We start from the raw sequence: 17,386 nt of genomic DNA, 5'->3' as shown, positions 1-17,386 counted from the left end.
CTCCCCGTCGGGGCGAGGGCCTAGTGGAAATATCATGCCCGACCTGAAGACGATCCTGTCCGCCACCACCCCGCTTACCCTGTCCGGCGTGCCCGCAGGGTTCCAGCCCTCGCTGCTCGCCGATCTGGCGCGTGCGGCGGGACGCGTCGTCTTTATCGCCAGCGACGATGCGCAGATGCGCGCGATCGCCGGCACCGCGCCTTATTTCGCACCCGAGCTGGAGGTCGTCCAGATCCCCGCCTGGGACTGCCTGCCCTATGACCGCGCCTCGCCGACGCTGCGCATCATGGCGGAGCGGATCGCCGGCCTGCACCGGTTGCAGGCCAAGGCCAAGGCGCCGCAACTCGTGCTGACCACCGCCAATGCCGCGACGCAGCGGGTGCTGACCCCGTTCCGCATCCGCCAGCTCGTCGCCAAGCTGGCGCCCGGCGAGCGGATCGACCTCGACCGGCTGGCGGCGCTGCTGCAGGCGAACGGCTATGTCCGGACTGAGACGGTGCACGACCAGGGCGAATATGCGGTGCGCGGGGGCCTGGTCGACCTGTTCCCCAGCGGGGCGGAACAGGCGCTGCGCCTCGACTTCTTCGGCGACGAGATCGAAAGCGTCCGTACCTTCGATCCCGGCGACCAGCGGACCACCGGGCGGATCGAAGGCTTCACCCTGCTGCCTGCGTCCGAAGCGCTGCTCGACGAAGAATCGATCAAGCGGTTCCGCACCCGTTATCGCGAGACGTTCGGTGCGACCGCGACCGGCGACCCGCTCTACCAGGCGATCTCCGACGGGCGGCGGCTGGCCGGCATGGAGCATTGGCTCCCCTTGTTCGAGGACAAGCTGGCGACGCTCTTCGACCATCTGGGCGATGCGGTCGTGGTCCGCGACGCCGGCGTCGCCCAGGCGGCGGAAGGCCGGTTCGAGGCGGTCGCCGACTATTATGAGAACCGCAAGCGGGCCGAGGGCGCGCAGCCGGGCAGCTATCGCCCCCTGCCCGCCAAGGCACTGTATCTGGCGCCCAAGGAATGGGCCCCCGCGCTGGAGGCGGCGACCGCACATTTGACCACGCCCTTCCACGAGCCGGAAAGCCGGACCGTGCTCGACTTCGGCGTCGACAATGCCCGCGACTTCGCGCCCGAGCGGGCCAACCAGGCGAATGTCTACGAGGCAGTCGTCGCGCATATCGCGGCCTTGCGCAAACAGGGGCGCAAGCCCGTCCTCGCCAGCTATTCGGTCGGTGCGCGCGAGCGGCTGACCAGCCTGCTCAAGGACCATGGGCTGAAGGGCGCGAAGGCGGCGGATGGCTGGCAGGAGGCGCTGGGCATCGCCGATACGGGCAAGAGCTTCGGCGTCGCGATGATCGTGCTGCCGCTCGACCATGGCTTCACCGCGCCCGACATGTCGGTGCTGACCGAACAGGACATGCTCGGCGACCGGCTCGTCCGCCGTGCGAAGCGCCGCAAATCGGCGGACGCGTTCCTTGCCGAACTCGCTACGCTGTCGCCCGGCGATCTCGTGGTCCATGCCGATCACGGCATCGCACGCTACGAGGGGCTGACCTCGGTTCCGGTCGGCAAGAGCCCGCACGACTGCGTCGCGCTGTCCTATGCCGGCGGCGACAAGCTGTACGTGCCGGTCGAGAATCTGGAGGTTCTGACCCGCTACGGATCGGGCGAGGACGGCGCCACCCTCGACCGGCTGGGTGGCGAGGCGTGGCAGCGGCGCAAGTCGAAGATGAAGGAGCGCATCCGCGAGATTGCGGGTGAGCTGATCGCCACCGCTGCCGAGCGCGCGCTACGCCCCGGCGAGCTGGCGGAGCCGGATACCGCCGGCTATCCCAGCTTCGTCGATCGCTTCCCCTACGAGGAAACCGACGATCAGGACCGCGCGATCCAGGATGTGCTGGCCGACCTTGCCGCGGGCAAGCCGATGGACCGGCTGATCGTCGGCGATGTCGGCTTCGGCAAGACCGAGGTGGCGCTGCGCGCCGCCTTTGTCGCGGCGATGGCGGGGATGCAGGTCGCGGTGGTCTGTCCCACGACCCTGCTCGCGCGCCAGCATTACAACAACTTCGTCCAGCGGTTCGAAGGCTTCCCGATCAAGATCGGGCGGCTGTCGCGCCTCGTCACCGCCGCGGAGTCGAAGAAGGTGAAGGAAGGCGCCGCATCGGGCGACCTCGACATCGTCGTCGGCACGCACGCGCTGCTGGCCAAGAATGTCGAGTTCAAGCGCCTCGGCCTCGTCGTGGTCGACGAGGAACAGCGCTTCGGCGTGACGCACAAGGAACGGCTGAAGGCGCTGAAGGCCGACGTCCACATGCTGACGCTGACCGCCACGCCGATCCCGCGCACGCTGCAGATGGCGATGTCGGGTCTGCGCGAGCTGTCCGTCATCCAGACCCCGCCGGTCGATCGCCTGGCGGTGCGCACCTATGTCATGCCATGGGATCCGGTGGTGCTGCGCGAAGCCCTGCTGCGCGAGCATTATCGCGGCGGCCAGAGCTTCCTTGTCACCCCCCGCGTCGCCGATCTGCCCGATCTGGAGGAGTTCCTGCGCAACGAGGTGCCCGAGGTCCGCTACGTCGTCGCGCACGGCCAGATGTCCGCCACCGAGGTGGAGGAGCGCATGTCGGCCTTTTACGACAAGAAGTTCGAGGTGCTGGTCTCCACCACCATCATCGAAAGCGGGATCGACATCGCGTCCGCCAACACGATGATCGTCAACCGCGCCGACCGCTTCGGCCTGGCGCAACTCTACCAGCTTCGCGGGCGCGTCGGTCGCGCCAAGACGCGCGCCTATGCCTACCTCGTCACCCCGCCCGAGCGGCAGATGACCGATGCCGCGGAAAAGCGGTTGAAGGTGCTGTCCGACCTCGACTCGCTGGGCGCCGGCTTCCAGCTTGCCAGCCACGATCTCGACATTCGCGGTGCGGGCAATCTGCTGGGCGACGAACAGTCGGGGCATATCAAGGAAGTCGGCTACGAACTCTACCAGTCGATGCTGGAGGAGGCGATCCTGGAGGCCAAATCCGGCGGCGCGTTCGAGCGTCCGCGCGACTTCAGCCCCCAGATCACGGTCGATGCGCCGATCCTGATCCCGGACGATTACGTCCCCGACCTCGACCTGCGCATGGGACTGTACCGCCGCCTGAACGACCTCGAAAAGCATGCCGAGATCGAATCCTTCGCGGCCGAGATGATCGATCGCTTCGGCCCGCTGCCCGATGCGACCGACAACCTCATTCAGGTGATCAAGATCAAGCTGAACGCCAAGAAGGCCTGCGTGTCGAAGATGGATGTGGGGCCGAAAGGCGTGCTGGTGTCGTTCCACGACAACAAGCCCGCCGATGTCGACGGCCTGTTCGCCTATGTCGACCGGCTGAAGGATGTCGCCAAGCTGCGCCCCGACGGCAAGCTGGTCGTCAACCGCGCCTGGCCCGACGCCAAGGCCCGCCTCCACGGCGCGCTGCAACTATCCAAGGGGCTGGCGAAGGCGGCGGGGTGAGCATGGGCGCCTCGCCCGCCTTGCATCGGGATAACTTTCCCCGATCCGTTCGTGCCGAGTAGAGATCGAGTAGCGGCGAAGCCGCGTATCGAGAGCGCGTATCGAGGCACCGCCCCGCGCGACCAACTCTCTCGATACACCGTCTCGATACGCGGCTTCGCCGCTACTCGACGGCTACTCGAGACGAACGGCTGAATGGTTCAAGCCGGCGTCGTGCCACCCTTAGCTGCTATGATCCGCCACGATCTTCCAGCCACCCGCCTGGCGTTCGAACACCAGCGTCGTCATCCCGCTTTCCTCGCCATTGCCCCGCGCAGGTGCCAGCGGGCGAAGACCATCCGCCGCTCGCCGATTGGCCGGATCAGCAGATATTCGAACGACAGCCGTCCGCGGCTGTTCGCGCCCCCGGCAAAGCTGGCGCGGTAGCTGTCGGCGATCGCCGCCTTGCCGCGCACCAGCCCACGCGCACCGACATACACCGCATCGGGCGCATAGATGCCCATGAACCGGTCGAGATTGCCTGCGTCCCATCCGGCCGCACTCGCCGTCATCGCCGCGCGGATGCCCGCCTCGGCCGGATCGCCCGCCTGTGCCGCGACCAGCGCGATCCCGATCGCCATCATGCCCATCATTCGCTCTCCATGATCGCCACCAGTTGCGCCTCGCCCAGTGCCCCTGCCCGCAGAAAGCCCTGGTAGTAATTGCACCCCTCCGCCGCGAGCAGCGCCAGTTGCGCGGAGGTTTCCACCCCTTCTGCAATCACCGCCAGCCCCAGCGACTGCGCCATCGCGATCACCCCGCGCACCACCACCCGGTCGCGCGGCGAGCCCTCGATATCCTGCGTGATCGCCCGGTCGATCTTGAGATAGTCGAGCGGCAGCGCTTTCAGATAGGCGAGGCTGGAATAGCCGGTCCCGAAATCGTCGATTGCCACGCGGCACCCCGCCCCGCGCAAGTGGGCGAGCAGCGCCGCGGCGGCGTCGAGATTCTCGATCATCCCCGTCTCGGTGATCTCCACGGTCAGGCGCCCACGCGGAAAGCCGCTGGCATCGACCCGCTTCAGGAACATCTCGGCGAAGCCGGCGCGCGCGATGTCCGCCGCGGTCAGGTTGATCGACAGCCTTACCCCGTCCAGCGCCTGCGGCCAGCGGGTGGCGCGCGCCAGCGAGATGCGCTGGATGTGATCGGACAGCGCAATGCCCAGGTCGGCGCGCTCGGCCGCGGCGAACAGCGGCTCGGCCCCCAGCGGCCCCAGCGTCGGGTGATACCAGCGCGCCAGCGCCTCGACGCCGACGATCCGCCCCGTCGCGATCTCCACCTGCGGCTGGAACAGCACGTCGATCTCGCCGCGCTCGATCGCATGGTGCAGGTCCACGCCCAGCACGTCCAGCGGCGCCACCCCTTGCGGATGCGCCACGCGCAGCACCGCGCCGTCGCTCGCCTTGGCCTCGGCCAGCGCCTCGCTCGCCCGGCGCAGCAATGCGGCGGCATCGTCGCCCATTTCGCTGCGCGCCAGTCCCAGCCGCGTGCCCAGCAGCACCGGCGATCCCGCCGCCAGCACCGGCCGCGCCAGCGCCCCCTCCAGCGCGGCGGCGATCGCGGCGGCCTCCCCGGCCCCGCCCATGCCCGCCACCACGAAGTTCGACCCGCTCAGCCGCGCGGTGATCGTCGCTTCCCCGAACACCTCCGCCGCCGCCGCCCGGATGCGCGAATCGATCGCGCGCAGCAGCATCGTCCCCGCCGGCCGCCCATGCGCCGCGTTCACCAGGTCCAGCCGCGACAGCGACACCATGACCACCACACATGGTCGCCCATGCCCGATCGCCCGTTCGATCCATCCCCCGACGCCCCCCGCCATCTCCGCGTCCCGCGCGCCCCGCCGGTCGCCCGCCATGCGCTCCACATGCCGCGCCGCCAGCGCCAGACCGGCGGGCAGCGCCGCAATGTCCGAACAGTGATGCGTCGCCCCGGCGTCGCTTGCCCGCATCGCCAGTGCCGGCGCGCTCAGCACCAGCAAGGCGCCACCGACCGCCTCCACGCCGGGCGCGAGCCGCTCCGCCGCCGCCAGCATGATGTCGGGGGCATCGCGCGCATCGATCAGCGCGATGCGCGCCGCACCCGCCGCAAAGCGATTCGCGCTCGCATCCTCCGGCTGGACGACCACCGGCTGCCGCCCCGTCTGCGCCACCGCGTCGACCAGGGCGCTGTCGGGCACGGGGCTGGGCCGGAACGAAATCAGGACGATGCCCGTTGCCACTACATCCTCGCGCGAATGGATCGTCCCCTGCTTCATCCAACCAGCCTAGCCGCCGTCTCTTTTCCCGCCAATGCGAAACGGACTTGCCGCTCAGGTGCCAAGGTCCTAGCCAAGTGAGCATGGCTCCGGACGTATTTGTGGGTCAGCCCCTGGCCGACCAGCATGGTCGCGTGATCCGCTATCTGCGGATCTCGGTGACCGACCGCTGCGACCTGCGATGCCGCTATTGCATGGCGGAAAACATGACGTTCCTGCCGCGTGCCAAGCTTTTGAGCCTGGAAGAGATCGCCGTCATCGCGGAGCGCTTCATCGCGCGCGGCGTGACCAAGATCCGCCTGTCGGGTGGCGAACCGCTCGTCCGCCGCGATGTCGGCGACCTCGTCCGGCGCCTCGGCCGCCATGTCGGTACCGGGCTGGACGAGCTGACCATGACCACAAATGGGACACGTCTGGCACAATATGCGCCCGAAATGGTCGAAGCCGGCATGGCCCGCGTCAATGTCAGCCTCGACAGCCGCGATCCCGACCGCTTCCGCTTTATCACCCGTCATGGCGACGTGGACGGCGTGCTCCGCGGCATCCTCGCCGCGCGCGATGCCGGTCTTGCCGTCAAGATCAACATGGTCGCACTGAAAGGGCTGAACGAGGACGAGATCGCCCCGATGCTGCAATGGTGCATCGACGAAGGGCTGGACCTGTCGCTGATCGAAACCATGCCGCTCGGCGCCATCGACGAGGACCGGGTCGATCGCTTCCTGCCGCTGACTGCCGTGTTCGACGATTTGTCCGCCCGCTTCCCGCTGGCCCGTGCGGCGCATCGCACCGGTGGCCCGGCGCGCTATTGGCGGGTCGAGGGCACGCAGACGCGCCTCGGCCTGATCTCGCCCCTGACCGCCAATTTCTGCGATGGCTGCAACCGCGTCCGGCTGACCACGGAGGGCAAGCTGTTCATGTGCCTGGGCCATGAGGATCAGGTGGACCTGAAGGCCGCATTGCGGGCCGGCGGGCTGCCCGCGCTCGACGCCGCGATCGATGCCGGGCTGGCGATCAAGCCGGCGCGCCATGATTTCCGCATCGAAAGCGGTGCCGCCCCCGCCGTGTCGCGACACATGAGCGTCACCGGCGGATGAGCGAGTATGAACGGCGGGCGCTGGTCGCCTCGCCGACACCGCCTGCGCAGCAAGCGGCGGCCGAGCTTCGCGACATGGCCGACTGGGTCGATGCCGATGACGCCGATGTCGTCATCGCGCTCGGCGGCGACGGGTTCATGCTCCAGACGCTGCACGGCATGCTGGAGCGCCGCAAGCCGCCGGTGCCCGTGTTCGGCATGAACCTGGGCACGGTCGGCTTCCTGATGAACGAATGGCGCAGCTACGGGCTGGAGGAGCGGCTGATGCGGGTACGCCCGTTCAAGGTCACGCCGCTGCAGGCGACGGTCACTGCCGTCGATGGCCGCGTGCACACGCTGCCGGCGATCAACGAGGTCTCGTTGCTGCGCGAAACCCGCCAGACTGCCAACCTGGAAATCAGCGTCAACGACCGCATCGTCATGCCCGAACTCGCCTGCGACGGGATCCTGGTGGCCACGCCCGCCGGGTCCACCGCCTACAACCTGTCGGCGCAGGGACCGATCCTGCCGCTCGGATCGGGCATGCTGGCGCTCACCCCGATCAGCCCGTTTCGCCCGCGGCGCTGGCGCGGTGCGATCCTGACCGACCGGGCCCGCTTCTCGATCCGCATCCTCGATTCCTCCAAGCGCCCCGTCTCGGCGGTGGCCGACCAGCGCGAAGTGCGCGATGTCGCCCGCGTCGACATCTGCATGGACCGTTCGCGCGAGCTGACGCTGCTGTTCGACCCCGAACATGCGCTCGACGACCGCATCACCATGGAGCAATTCGCCTCCTGACGCGCATCCGCAAAAAAGAGGCTTGCAAGCTTTTTCGAGCCGTTTATAGAGCCCCCCACAGCGCCGGACATTCCCTGATAGCTCAGCGGTAGAGCTCTCGACTGTTAATCGAGCGGCCGTAGGTTCGAATCCTACTCAGGGAGCCACCGGCGCTGTAGGTTTTCCGCCATTTTTTGCTTGAGCTAATTGCTCGCACCCGGCGGCATTATTACACCCGTTATAACATTCGCCTTATGTTCAGGCTGTTTCAGTGTCATCGTTTGGCCTGTTCGGCGTGCAGCAATGCAACGATGAGCGGTGACATCGCGTTGATTCGCCATCTCTAAACCTGTTGCGGGTGATAGCTCCTCGCAGTAGCTATTTTGCATGCGCCCTTCTCATATGGACACCATTTACTTACATATCGGATGCGATATATGAGCAGCGTGGAACGGCGCTTCCGGTTGCTGGTTCACGCTGATGTAGATCGCGACATTGAGGACCTCGAGGATCATGATCCGGATCAGGCAGCGGCCGTCATTCAGCTCATCGAGGAACTGGAGGAAGATAGGCAGCTTTGCGAGAAGCTCGTTGATGTCAGTTATGACGACCATCAGATTCAATCAGTAACAGAATTTTGGGCCGTTCAAAACAAAGGCTACAACGTTTATCGTGTACGCCTATGGGAGGTTGATGATTGGCGCGTGTTAACAGCCGTCGACCACCGCCAAAATTTGATCGGCATCCTCTACATAATGAAGCGGGATGAAAACTACGATGCAACCGTCCAGGATCGGGTCATCAAGGCCTACGAAGACTTGGGCTTCACAAAACTGGGGCGGCACTAGCCGCCGCGGCCGGCAAACCGCAACGGTGCCCGTCCGGCAGCAGATTTTGGTTGAGAAGTTTTCGCAGGCTACGCCGACAAATTTTATTTCTGCGTCTGAAGTGGTTGCCAAGCATATTGCAAAGCCCGGCATGGCGGATCGCGTTGCTGAAGCGCGTCGCAAACGTGCAGAGGCTAAAATTGCAGCAACCGGTGGTGAACGCACCCTTGCGCATCTTCGCTTATTGGCAGGACTGTCTCAGCGGCACGTTGCCGAAGCGATCGGGACGACACAGCCGGCGTTCTCATTGAACGAATCGGGAGAGCGAGAACTGAGCTTACGATACGTGAAGCCGCTCGCTGACGTTCTTGGTGTGACGATCGACGCAGTCGTCAACGCCGCCATGGTGAAGCGCAAGTGACATCTGTTCAGCAATCTCTGATGTTTTGCGAAGATTTTCGCATGGAGATTGGCGGCAAGCCAATGCTATTGGGGGTGCTCGCACCAGTAATTTTTGGAGATTTTACAGAACCAGAGATCGGCGATCTCTGGATTGTTACTACAATCACGGCGACCTCAGATGTCGAGGCGATACAGGCCACGCTTACGGTAACGAAAAGGTCGCCCAAATCTGAAGATCAGGTCATATCATTTTCAAAGAAGCTTACGCGTATCGAGTCGATGGTTGCGAGTGGCGTATGGAGTGCGATCATGCCGGCAACCATTGAGGATATCCTATATGTGGATCAATCGGTAGTTGACGCAGAATTGGTGACCGATTTTGGCACATCAAAGATTACGCTCCTTATGCAGCACGAAGAGCCTAATGAAGACGCCGCTTAGGCAGATCGTTCCGATATTTGCTTTGATATGCGAACGACCAGTCACAACTCTTGAAGCAAGCTGCCTTCCTTCGCCGAAGTGACAAAGGCGATATGCTCACGCCGTCGCGCTGCAATCCTCTTTGCCTTCTCCCGGTTCGCCTTGTTGTAAATTTGGGTTGCCTCAAGCGTGGTGTGGCCGGAGACGGCGCGCACATCGTCGGTGTCGCTGTCGCAGATGCCACCATGCCGGAAGCTGGTGAATCTGAGGTCAGCCGTTAGCTTCGCTCGATCGCGGATGCGACGGTGCAACTTGTTCATGTAATCCTTGGTGTACGCCTCCCCGGTCCGCTCATCGCGGACGATCAGATCGGCCGGCTCGGCGCGGTCTATCCCGCGCAGGTCGCCAGCTATCAGGCGGCCCGCGCCGGGTGGCAGAAGGCGACGGATGCGTATTCCAAGGATCTGCCGTTGTGGGAGGCCGCGCACGAGAAGGCTCGTCAATGCACCGACCGCATCGCCTTCTGCGGACAGGTGCCGGCGAACGTCTCGGGTGATTTCGAGGTGGGCGATTACATCATCGCCGCGGCGTCGGGTGCCGGGATCAAGGCCGTGGCCGTGAAGGCCGACACATGACCCTGCCGCAATACATGCGCCGCATCAGCAAAGTCTGGGCGATCCGCAACGGTCGCGCCGGGATCGACGTGCAGCAGGGCTGAGGGGATATCCTACCGCGAACAGAAACGAAAAAGGTCAGAAGGTAGCACGGAAATCTGCCGTTTCCGCTCGACTGTTAATCGAGCGGCCGTAGGTTCGAATCCTACTCAGGGAGCCACCGGCGCTGTAGATCTTCCGCCAACATCTGCTTGAGCCGACAGCTCGCACCCGGCGGTTTCCTTACCTTCGTTATCACAACCATTATAACAGCCGCTATCGAGCGTGCGTGTCGCGGCGATCAAGGCTGGACGACGACCGCTCCGTCATGACGGACGAGGGTGGTCGCGCATTTCCCCCGTGCTCGTCCCCTGGCGGCCACCCTCACCCCAAAAAGAACGCCGGCGGGTTTCCCCACCGGCGCCTCCACGCATCGCTGCGGATCGGTCAGCGGCAGCGAACCTTGCCGCGATCGACCTGACGGCCGAGCAGCGCACCACCACCGGCACCCAGCAGCGTGCCGAGCGTACCGCCGCCCACCAGGTTGCCCAGCACGCCGCCGCCGACCGCGCCAATCACCAGACCGGTCGTGCCATCGTTACGGCGGCAATAGGTGCGGCCGTCCTGGCCACGATAGATCTGGTCGTTCCGGCTCAGGCGCCGCTCACGGTAATTGCCGCGGCGATAGTCGCGCGACGGCTCCCAGTTGCGGTCGTCGCCGTGCCAGCGATAGTCACGGTCGCGGCGCTGCGCCTCGACGGGGGCGACGGTCACCGGCACGGCAAGCGTGGCCACCGCCAGGGCTGCAAGCAGGTTCGACTTCATCATGCGTCTCCTCGAGAAGTGCCGGGCTAACGCATGTGCGGGCATGTAGGTCCATTTGAGGCCGTTTGCGCCGCCGAAGCATTGAGACGCCATGCGCCAGGCCACCACGCTTCTTTCCGTCGACACGCCCGGACAGGGCCTTTTCGATATCACCCGCCGCGTCACCAGCTGGGTCGACCAGCAGGATATTGCGGAGGGGTTGCTGACCGTGTTCTGCCGGCACACCTCCGCCTCGCTGCTGATCCAGGAAAACGCATCGCCGGAGGTACAGGTCGATCTGCTCGCCTATTTCGCCCGCATCGCGCCCGAGGATGCGCGGGCCTATACGCATGACGATGAGGGGGCGGACGATATGCCCGCACACCTCCGCACCGCCCTCACCGGCGTCAATCTGGCGATACCGGTCCTCGACCACCGGCTGGCACTCGGCACATGGCAGTCGCTCTACCTGTTCGAACACCGCCGTCGGCCCCACCGGCGATCGATTGCATTGCATCTGATCGGGGCATGATCCCCAACAATTCGTCGCGGGAGCAAACCCGTTCATCGAACGTTCTGGGTTGAACGGGTACGAGCGAACAGGTTCGCCGTCGATGCGGTGGACGGAGAAGGAAAGAGTCCATGCAAATTGGTCGCAAGGCACTGATAGCCGCCCTGACGGCGGGTACTCTGCTCGTCGCGGGCTGCGCGACGGAAACTACGTATCGCCCTGCCACGGGTTCGGGCTTCTATGCCACGGGATACTCGGATCGCCAGATCGAGCCCAACCGCTTCCTGGTGAGCTTTGCCGGTAACACCGTTACCGCGCGCGACACGGTCGAGCGGTATCTGCTGTTCCGCGCGGCGGAACTGACGCTTGCCAACGGTTATGATTATTTCGTGATGGCCGACCGCGATACGCAGTTGCGGTCGCGCACCTATTCGAACCCGACCGCCTTTGGCGGTGGTTTCGGCGGGTTCGGCGGCGGCCTGTGGGGTCCGATGTGGCGCTTCCACGGCGCCGGGTTCGGCTGGCGGTCGTGGGATCCCTTCTGGGGTGGCCCATGGGGCGGCGGCGTCGATATCCGCACCGTCGACCGGTACGAGGCGACGGCCGAGGTGGTGATGCGCAAGGGTCCGATCCCGCGCGACAATCTGCGTGCGTTCGATGCCCGTGCGGTGGTCAATTCGATCGGCCCGACGGTGGTGTTGCCCAAGCCGAAGCGCTGATCGTCACACGATCCGGCAAGCGGTCGTGAAAAATGGCCGGCGGGGTTTCCCTCGCCGGCCCTTTTCGTATCAGGCGGTCACCGCACCGTGGCAGTGCTTGTATTTGCGCCCCGATCCGCACGGGCACGGCGCGTTGCGGTTGACGCGGCCTTCCCATTCCGCCGGATCGTCGCCGAACGTCTGCGGCTCGGGCTGCGGCGACTGGAGCGGCGGCAACTGCGTCTGGATCAGGCCCAGCGTGCCGGCGTCGATATCGCGGGTATCGTCCTCGCCGGTGAACGGGTCGAAATGCGACGTGATGAAGTCGGGCAGTTCAGGCAGTTCCGGCGGCGCCTGGAACTGGAACTGCGCGTGCGCAATGGTGCGCGTCACGTCCTCGCGGATCACGTCCAGCATGCGCTGGAACAGCGAGAACGCCTCCTGCTTATACTCGTTGATCGGCGTCTTCTGCGCATAGGCGCGCAGGTGCACCACCTGGCGCAGCGCATCCAGCGTCGCCAGATGCTCCTTCCAGTGATGGTCCAGGTTCTGGAGCAGGATCGACTTTTCGACCTGCACCCAGGTGTCGGGCTCCAGCTCCTTGGACTTTGCCTCCACCATCGCATCGGCCTCTGCCGTCACCCGCTCCAGCACGATCTCCGGATCGATCGCCTCTTCGGTCAGCCAGTCGTCGATCGGCGGCTCGATGTTGAGCAGTTCCTTCAACTGCGTCTTCATCCCGGCCACATCCCACTGCTCGGGATAGGAATTGGGCGGGCAGGCACCGCCGACGATCGTGTTCACCGTTTCGGTGCGCATGTCGGCGACCATCTCGCCCACCGTCTCGGCATCCATGATGTCGGCGCGCTGTTCGTAGATGACCTTGCGCTGGTCGTTCATCACGTCGTCATATTCGACGACCTGCTTGCGCACGTCGTAGTTGCGCGCCTCCACCTTCTTCTGCGCGGTCTCGATCGCCTTGGTCAGCCACTTGCTGCCGATCGCCTCGCCATCCTCTATGTTGGAGCGCATCATCTTGGCGAACAGTGTGTCGGGTCCGAAGATGCGGAGCAGATCGTCGTCCAGGCTGAGATAGAAGCGCGACAGGCCGGGGTCGCCCTGACGACCGGAACGGCCGCGCAACTGGTTGTCGATGCGGCGGCTTTCGTGGCGTTCGGTGCCCAGCACGAACAGGCCGCCGGCCGCCAGCACCGCCTTCTTCTCGGCGGCGATCTCGGCACGGACGCGCTCGGCGATCGCCTCATATTCCGGCGTGCCCTCGATGAAGTCGGCATGCTCGTCCGACATGCGGAATTCCAGGTTGCCGCCAAGCTGGATGTCGGTGCCGCGGCCCGCCATGTTCGTCGCGATGGTCACCGCGCCCAGCCGGCCCGCCTGCGCCACGATATGCGCCTCCATCTCGTGATAGCGCGCGTTCAGCACCTTGTGCTGCACCCCCTCCTGCATCAAGAATTCCGACAGCAGTTCCGACTTCTCGATCGACACGGTGCCGACCAGCACCGGCTGCCCCTTGGCCGCATGCTCCCCGATCTTGCGCGCGATCGCCCGGAACTTGTCCTGTGTGTTCTTGTAGAACTCGTCTTCCTCGTCGACGCGGGAAATCGGCAGGTTGGTCGGGATGGTGACGACGTTCAGCTTGTAGATGTCGTAGAATTCGGCCGCTTCGGTGGCGGCGGTGCCGGTCATGCCGCCGATCTTGGGATACATGCGGAAATAATTCTGGAAGGTGATCGAGGCCATGGTCTGGTTCTCGGGCTCGATATTGACGCCCTCCTTGGCCTCCACCGCCTGGTGCAGCCCTTCCGACCAACGGCGCCCGTCCATCATGCGGCCGGTGAACTCGTCGATGATGACGACCTTGCCGTCCTTGACGATATAGTCGGTGTCGCGCTTGAACATCATGTTCGCACGCAGCGCCTGGTTCAGGTGGTGGACCACCTGCGTGTTCTCGAAATCGTACAGGTTCGCGCCCTGCAGCAGCCCGGCATTCTCCAGCAGCCGCTCGGCCCGCTCGGTGCCCTCCTCGGTCAGGATGATCGAGCGCTGCTTCTCGTCCTTCTCGTAATCGGCCGGCTCCAGCTGCTTCACGATCGCGTCGACGCTGATGTAGAGTTCGGACTTGTCGTCAGTCGGGCCCGAGATGATCAGCGGGGTACGCGCCTCGTCGATCAGAATGGAGTCGACCTCGTCCACGATCGCGAAGTTGAACGCACGCTGCACCATGCCGGTGCGCTCATACTTCATGTTGTCGCGCAGATAGTCGAAGCCGAATTCGTTGTTCGTGCCGTAGGTGATGTCCGCGGCATAGGCGTCGCGCCGCTGCTCGTCGGTCAGGTTCGGGATGATCACGCCGGTGGTGAGCCCCAGGAAACCATAAACGCGCGCCATCCAGCGCCCGTCGCGATTCGCCAGATAGTCATTGACGGTGACGACATGCACGCCCTTGCCGGGCAGGGCGTTGAGGTAGGTGGCGAGGGTCGCGACCAGCGTCTTGCCCTCACCGGTGCGCATTTCAGCGATCTCGCCGCGGTGAAGCACGATGCCGCCGATCATCTGCACGTCGTAATGCCGTTGGCCGAGCACGCGCTTGGCCGCCTCGCGCACCGTCGCGAACGCCTCGGGCAGCAGGCTGTCGAGCGTGGCGCCGTTCGCCAGTTGCTCGCGGAACTTCACCGTCTGGCCGGCAAGCTCGGCGTCCGACATCGCCTGCAGCGCGGGTTCGAAGCCGGCAATCTTGGCCAGGATCGGGTTGAGCGACTTGACATATCGGTCGTTGGACGAACCGAAGAAGGACTTGGCGAGGCCGCCGAACATGGGCATTTCCTGTTATCTGAAGGATGCGGGCGCAGCCGCATAGGGGCGCGCCACGCGTGGGTCGTGATGGAGAGATGGGTCCGGCCGCGGCCGGCGCCAAGGCGTTATTCGCGCCGGCGGCCTGCATAGGGTGGGACGATCGCGCGCGGCATGGGCGCAACGAAGATCGCCAGATGCCGAATATCGAACAGGCGGGGCAGAAATTGCGCGGGTCGACTGCTCACTGCCGGCGCGCGTGCAGCCTGCACCTGCGCCACAGCAGCCTGCCCGGCGACGACCTGCTGCACACCCGTCCCGCGCGTCACCCCGACCGCGCCGGTAAGCGCAGACAGCAGGGCCGACAGGAGCAGAAGCAGGTTCATCGGCCACGGTCTTAAGACAGTGGAGGAACGCCGTCCACCTACTCTGACGGCAAACGCCACCGTAAGGCACTTAGATCGACCCTGGCAGGAATAGGAGCGCCGCTCCTGTCTCGAGCGGGTGCGTAGCGCGCATGGCGCACCGCGGCGCGGCACGTCGCGCGGTCGAGAAGCCGGTGATGGCTGCTCTCCATCACCTCGCACGCAGATGGCCGGCCGTCTGCATCGATGAGCAGCGCGACGCGCACGCGCCCCTCCTCGTTCCTGCGGATCGCCTGCGCAGGATAATCGTCCGGCCCGAACCAGGTCGCGACATCATTCAACGGTCGGGGCGGCTGCGCAGGCACAGGCAGGTCGCGCGGCAGGCGGGTAGGAACCGGCGCGCGCAGATATCGGAATGCGGTGCCGGCCGTGACGATGCCGATCGCCAGCAACAACAGCGCCAACACCGCGATCAGCGCCAGCACGCCGATCATCAGTCCACGTCCCGAGCCGGTAAGTCGCGAACCGGCCGCGCCAGGTAACTCGCTCGACCTCAACTACGTGTCCCCCGCTCCAATGCACTTCATCCTGCAAGACACGTCAAGTATCCCCCCGTCTTGCCCGCTGCGCGGCACGGCGTATGTAGGCACCATGAACGCGTCCCCCCTCGCCCGCCCCTTCCCCGCCATGCCCGCCATTGCGGGCGTCGGCCTGCGCGTCGCGCGGGCGCGGTACAAGGCGTGGGACCGGTGCGACCTGACGTTCGTGACGCTGGCGGATGGGACGAGCGTCGCGGGGGTGCTGACCAACAGCCGGTGCCCGTCGCCGGAGGTGGAATGGTGCCGGCAGGCGCTGGTGCTGGGGCAGGCGCGCGCGCTGGTGGTGAATGCGGGGAACTCCAACGCGTTCACCGGGCATCGCGGGCGCGCGGCGGTGGAGGCGATCGCGGCGCGTACGGCGTCGGCGATCGGGTGCGTGCCGTCGGACGTGTTCGTCGCATCGACCGGGGTGATCGGCGTGCCACTGCCGATCGACAAGGCCGAGGCCGGGCTCGACGCCGCTTTCGCGGCCGAGCCGTGCGGGTGGGAGGATGCCGCCGCGACGATCATGACCACCGACACCTTCGCCAAGGGCGCGGTGACGACGGCGGTAGTGGACGGGCGCACCGTGACGCTGGCCGGGATCATCAAGGGTTCGGGGATGATCGCGCCCGACATGGCGACGATGCTGGGCTTCATCTTCACCGACGCCGCGGTCGATCCGGCGTTCCTGCAACGCGCGATGACGGGCGCCAACGCGCGAAGCTTTTCCTGCATCACGGTGGACGGCGATACCTCGACCAGCGACACGGTGCTGGCCTTTGCCACCGGCGCGGCGGGCAATGCGCCCCTGGTCGACGACGACAGCGACGGGGCGGACGCGTTCCGCGCTGCGCTGGCCGATCTGTGCCACCAGCTGGCGGTGCTGGTGGTGCGCGACGGCGAGGGCGCGACCAAGCTGATCGAGGTTCAGGTGACGGGCGCCGACAGCGACCGGTCCGCACACCGTATCGCGATGTCGATCGCCAACTCGCCGCTGGTGAAGACCGCGGTGGCGGGCGAGGATGCGAATTGGGGACGGGTCGTGATGGCGGTCGGCAAGGCGGGCGAGCCGGCGGAGCGCGACCGATTGTCGATCCGCTTCGGCAACACGCTGGTCGCGCGCGAGGGGCTGGCGGTCGAGGGCTATGACGAAGCGCCCGTGACGGCGCATCTGAAGGGCCAGGAGGTCGAGATCGGCGTCGACCTGGGGATCGGCGAGGGTGAGGCCACGGTTTGGACGTGCGACCTGACCCATGGTTACATCAGCATCAACGCCGATTATCGAAGCTGACGAAAAGGCCCTCTCCCGCCGGGGGAGAGGGCGTGACCGATCAGAGCGCGCCTTCCAGCCAGGCCTTGATCCGGCCCTTGGGCTCGGCGCCGACCTTGGTCGCGGCGGGGGTGCCGGCCTTGAACAGGATCATCGTCGGAATGCCGCGCACGCCGTAGCGGCCGGGGGCATCGGGATTGTCGTCGATGTTCAGCTTGGCGATCGTCACCTGCTCGCCCAGCTCTTCGGACAGTTCCTCCAGCGACGGGCCGATCATCTTGCACGGGCCGCACCATTCCGCCCAGAAATCCACCAGCACCGGCTTGTCGGAATTCAACACGTCCGCGTCGAAGCTGGCGTCGGTGATCTGCTTGGTTGCCATGTCGTAATCTCCTTGGATGTGGCC

18 protein-coding genes and 1 tRNA gene are annotated in these 17,386 nt (G+C 65.6%); 11 read left to right on the top strand and 8 right to left on the bottom strand.

Translation table 11 applies throughout. From position 1 onward, the window contains the following. Window positions 1-34 precede the first annotated feature (34 nt). Entirely contained in the window at window positions 35-3,496 is a 3,462-nt protein-coding gene (gene mfd, locus NPJ82_RS07295; protein WP_342658847.1) for a transcription-repair coupling factor, read from the top strand. Window positions 3,497-3,780: 284 nt separating this feature from the next. Here mfd and NPJ82_RS07290 read toward each other — a convergent pair whose 3' ends face one another. Further along, window positions 3,781-4,128 carry a nuclear transport factor 2 family protein gene (locus NPJ82_RS07290; RefSeq protein WP_342658846.1) on the bottom strand — a complete coding sequence of 116 codons (348 nt, stop codon included), beginning with the start codon at window positions 4,126-4,128 and terminating at the stop codon, window positions 3,781-3,783. Beyond that, a complete protein-coding gene (locus NPJ82_RS07285) occupies window positions 4,125-5,789 on the bottom strand; it encodes a GGDEF domain-containing phosphodiesterase (RefSeq protein ID WP_342658845.1) in 1,665 nt (554 codons plus the stop codon). The genes NPJ82_RS07290 and NPJ82_RS07285 overlap by 4 nt, the downstream gene beginning before the upstream one ends. Before the next feature lie 101 nt (window positions 5,790-5,890). Between NPJ82_RS07285 and moaA the strand changes: the two genes are divergently transcribed. The 6 genes from moaA to NPJ82_RS07255 all read left to right on the top strand — a co-directional run bounded on the left by moaA (window position 5,891) and on the right by NPJ82_RS07255 (window position 9,308). Continuing rightward, the gene (gene moaA, locus NPJ82_RS07280) at window positions 5,891-6,883 is read left to right on the top strand and encodes a GTP 3',8-cyclase MoaA (protein ID WP_267349500.1); all 993 of its coding nucleotides are present in this window, start codon (window positions 5,891-5,893) and stop codon (window positions 6,881-6,883) included. Beyond that, window positions 6,880-7,659 carry an NAD kinase gene (locus NPJ82_RS07275; RefSeq protein ID WP_112382426.1) on the top strand — a complete coding sequence of 260 codons (780 nt, stop codon included), beginning with the start codon at window positions 6,880-6,882 and terminating at the stop codon, window positions 7,657-7,659. Before moaA ends, NPJ82_RS07275 begins: the two co-directional genes overlap by 4 nt. 71 nt (window positions 7,660-7,730) lie before the next feature. Beyond that, window positions 7,731-7,805, top strand: a tRNA-Asn gene (locus NPJ82_RS07270). Window positions 7,806-8,075: 270 nt separating this feature from the next. After that, window positions 8,076-8,486, top strand: coding sequence for a hypothetical protein (locus NPJ82_RS07265; RefSeq protein WP_342658844.1), 411 nt, complete (start codon window positions 8,076-8,078; stop codon window positions 8,484-8,486). A gap of 25 nt (window positions 8,487-8,511) precedes the next feature. Further along, window positions 8,512-8,886, top strand: coding sequence for a helix-turn-helix transcriptional regulator (locus NPJ82_RS07260; RefSeq protein WP_342658843.1), 375 nt, complete (start codon window positions 8,512-8,514; stop codon window positions 8,884-8,886). 41 nt (window positions 8,887-8,927) lie between these two features. Continuing rightward, window positions 8,928-9,308: a hypothetical protein gene (locus NPJ82_RS07255; RefSeq protein WP_342658842.1), complete on the top strand. Its 381-nt coding sequence runs from the start codon at window positions 8,928-8,930 to the stop codon at window positions 9,306-9,308. A 41-nt stretch (window positions 9,309-9,349) separates the two neighbouring features. Here NPJ82_RS07255 and NPJ82_RS07250 read toward each other — a convergent pair whose 3' ends face one another. Beyond that, on the bottom strand, window positions 9,350-9,607 hold the full coding sequence (locus NPJ82_RS07250) for a hypothetical protein (RefSeq protein WP_342658841.1): 258 nt from the start codon (window positions 9,605-9,607) through the stop codon (window positions 9,350-9,352). On the opposite strand from NPJ82_RS07250, the gene NPJ82_RS07245 reads away from it, so the two are divergent. Next, entirely contained in the window at window positions 9,593-9,922 is a 330-nt protein-coding gene (locus NPJ82_RS07245) for a hypothetical protein (RefSeq protein WP_342658840.1), read from the top strand. The two genes, NPJ82_RS07250 and NPJ82_RS07245, sit on opposite strands and share 15 nt — an antisense overlap. A gap of 465 nt (window positions 9,923-10,387) precedes the next feature. Here NPJ82_RS07245 and NPJ82_RS07240 read toward each other — a convergent pair whose 3' ends face one another. After that, complete coding sequence (locus NPJ82_RS07240; protein ID WP_112382655.1) at window positions 10,388-10,765, bottom strand: glycine zipper 2TM domain-containing protein; 378 nt, start codon at window positions 10,763-10,765, stop codon at window positions 10,388-10,390. A 91-nt stretch (window positions 10,766-10,856) separates the two neighbouring features. Between NPJ82_RS07240 and NPJ82_RS07235 the strand changes: the two genes are divergently transcribed. Then, window positions 10,857-11,276, top strand: a complete 420-nt coding sequence (locus NPJ82_RS07235) for a secondary thiamine-phosphate synthase enzyme YjbQ (protein ID WP_342658839.1) — start codon at window positions 10,857-10,859, stop codon at window positions 11,274-11,276. Between the two features lie 110 nt (window positions 11,277-11,386). Continuing rightward, on the top strand, window positions 11,387-11,974 hold the full coding sequence (locus tag NPJ82_RS07230; RefSeq protein WP_112382428.1) for a hypothetical protein: 588 nt from the start codon (window positions 11,387-11,389) through the stop codon (window positions 11,972-11,974). A gap of 69 nt (window positions 11,975-12,043) precedes the next feature. Here NPJ82_RS07230 and secA read toward each other — a convergent pair whose 3' ends face one another. The 3 genes from secA to NPJ82_RS07215 form a co-directional block, all read right to left on the bottom strand. Then, a complete protein-coding gene (gene secA, locus NPJ82_RS07225; RefSeq protein ID WP_112382656.1) occupies window positions 12,044-14,788 on the bottom strand; it encodes a preprotein translocase subunit SecA in 2,745 nt (914 codons plus the stop codon). Between the two features lie 104 nt (window positions 14,789-14,892). Next, a complete protein-coding gene (locus NPJ82_RS07220; RefSeq protein WP_342658838.1) occupies window positions 14,893-15,150 on the bottom strand; it encodes a hypothetical protein in 258 nt (85 codons plus the stop codon). Window positions 15,151-15,188: 38 nt separating this feature from the next. Continuing rightward, window positions 15,189-15,623, bottom strand: a complete 435-nt coding sequence (locus NPJ82_RS07215) for an energy transducer TonB (RefSeq protein WP_342658837.1) — start codon at window positions 15,621-15,623, stop codon at window positions 15,189-15,191. A 157-nt stretch (window positions 15,624-15,780) separates the two neighbouring features. On the opposite strand from NPJ82_RS07215, the gene argJ reads away from it, so the two are divergent. Further along, window positions 15,781-17,001 carry a bifunctional glutamate N-acetyltransferase/amino-acid acetyltransferase ArgJ gene (argJ, locus tag NPJ82_RS07210; RefSeq protein WP_342658836.1) on the top strand — a complete coding sequence of 407 codons (1,221 nt, stop codon included), beginning with the start codon at window positions 15,781-15,783 and terminating at the stop codon, window positions 16,999-17,001. A gap of 40 nt (window positions 17,002-17,041) precedes the next feature. Here the strand turns inward: argJ and trxA are convergent, their stop codons facing one another. Then, on the bottom strand, window positions 17,042-17,362 hold the full coding sequence (gene trxA, locus NPJ82_RS07205) for a thioredoxin (RefSeq protein ID WP_112382432.1): 321 nt from the start codon (window positions 17,360-17,362) through the stop codon (window positions 17,042-17,044). Window positions 17,363-17,386 lie beyond the last annotated feature (24 nt).

The organism is Sphingomonas sp. NY01, from assembly GCF_038809135.1.
Classification (GTDB): domain Bacteria; phylum Pseudomonadota; class Alphaproteobacteria; order Sphingomonadales; family Sphingomonadaceae; genus Sphingomonas; species Sphingomonas carotinifaciens.
The sequence above is the reverse complement of the archived record's forward strand: the minus strand, read 5'-3'. Positions and strand labels throughout refer to the sequence as shown.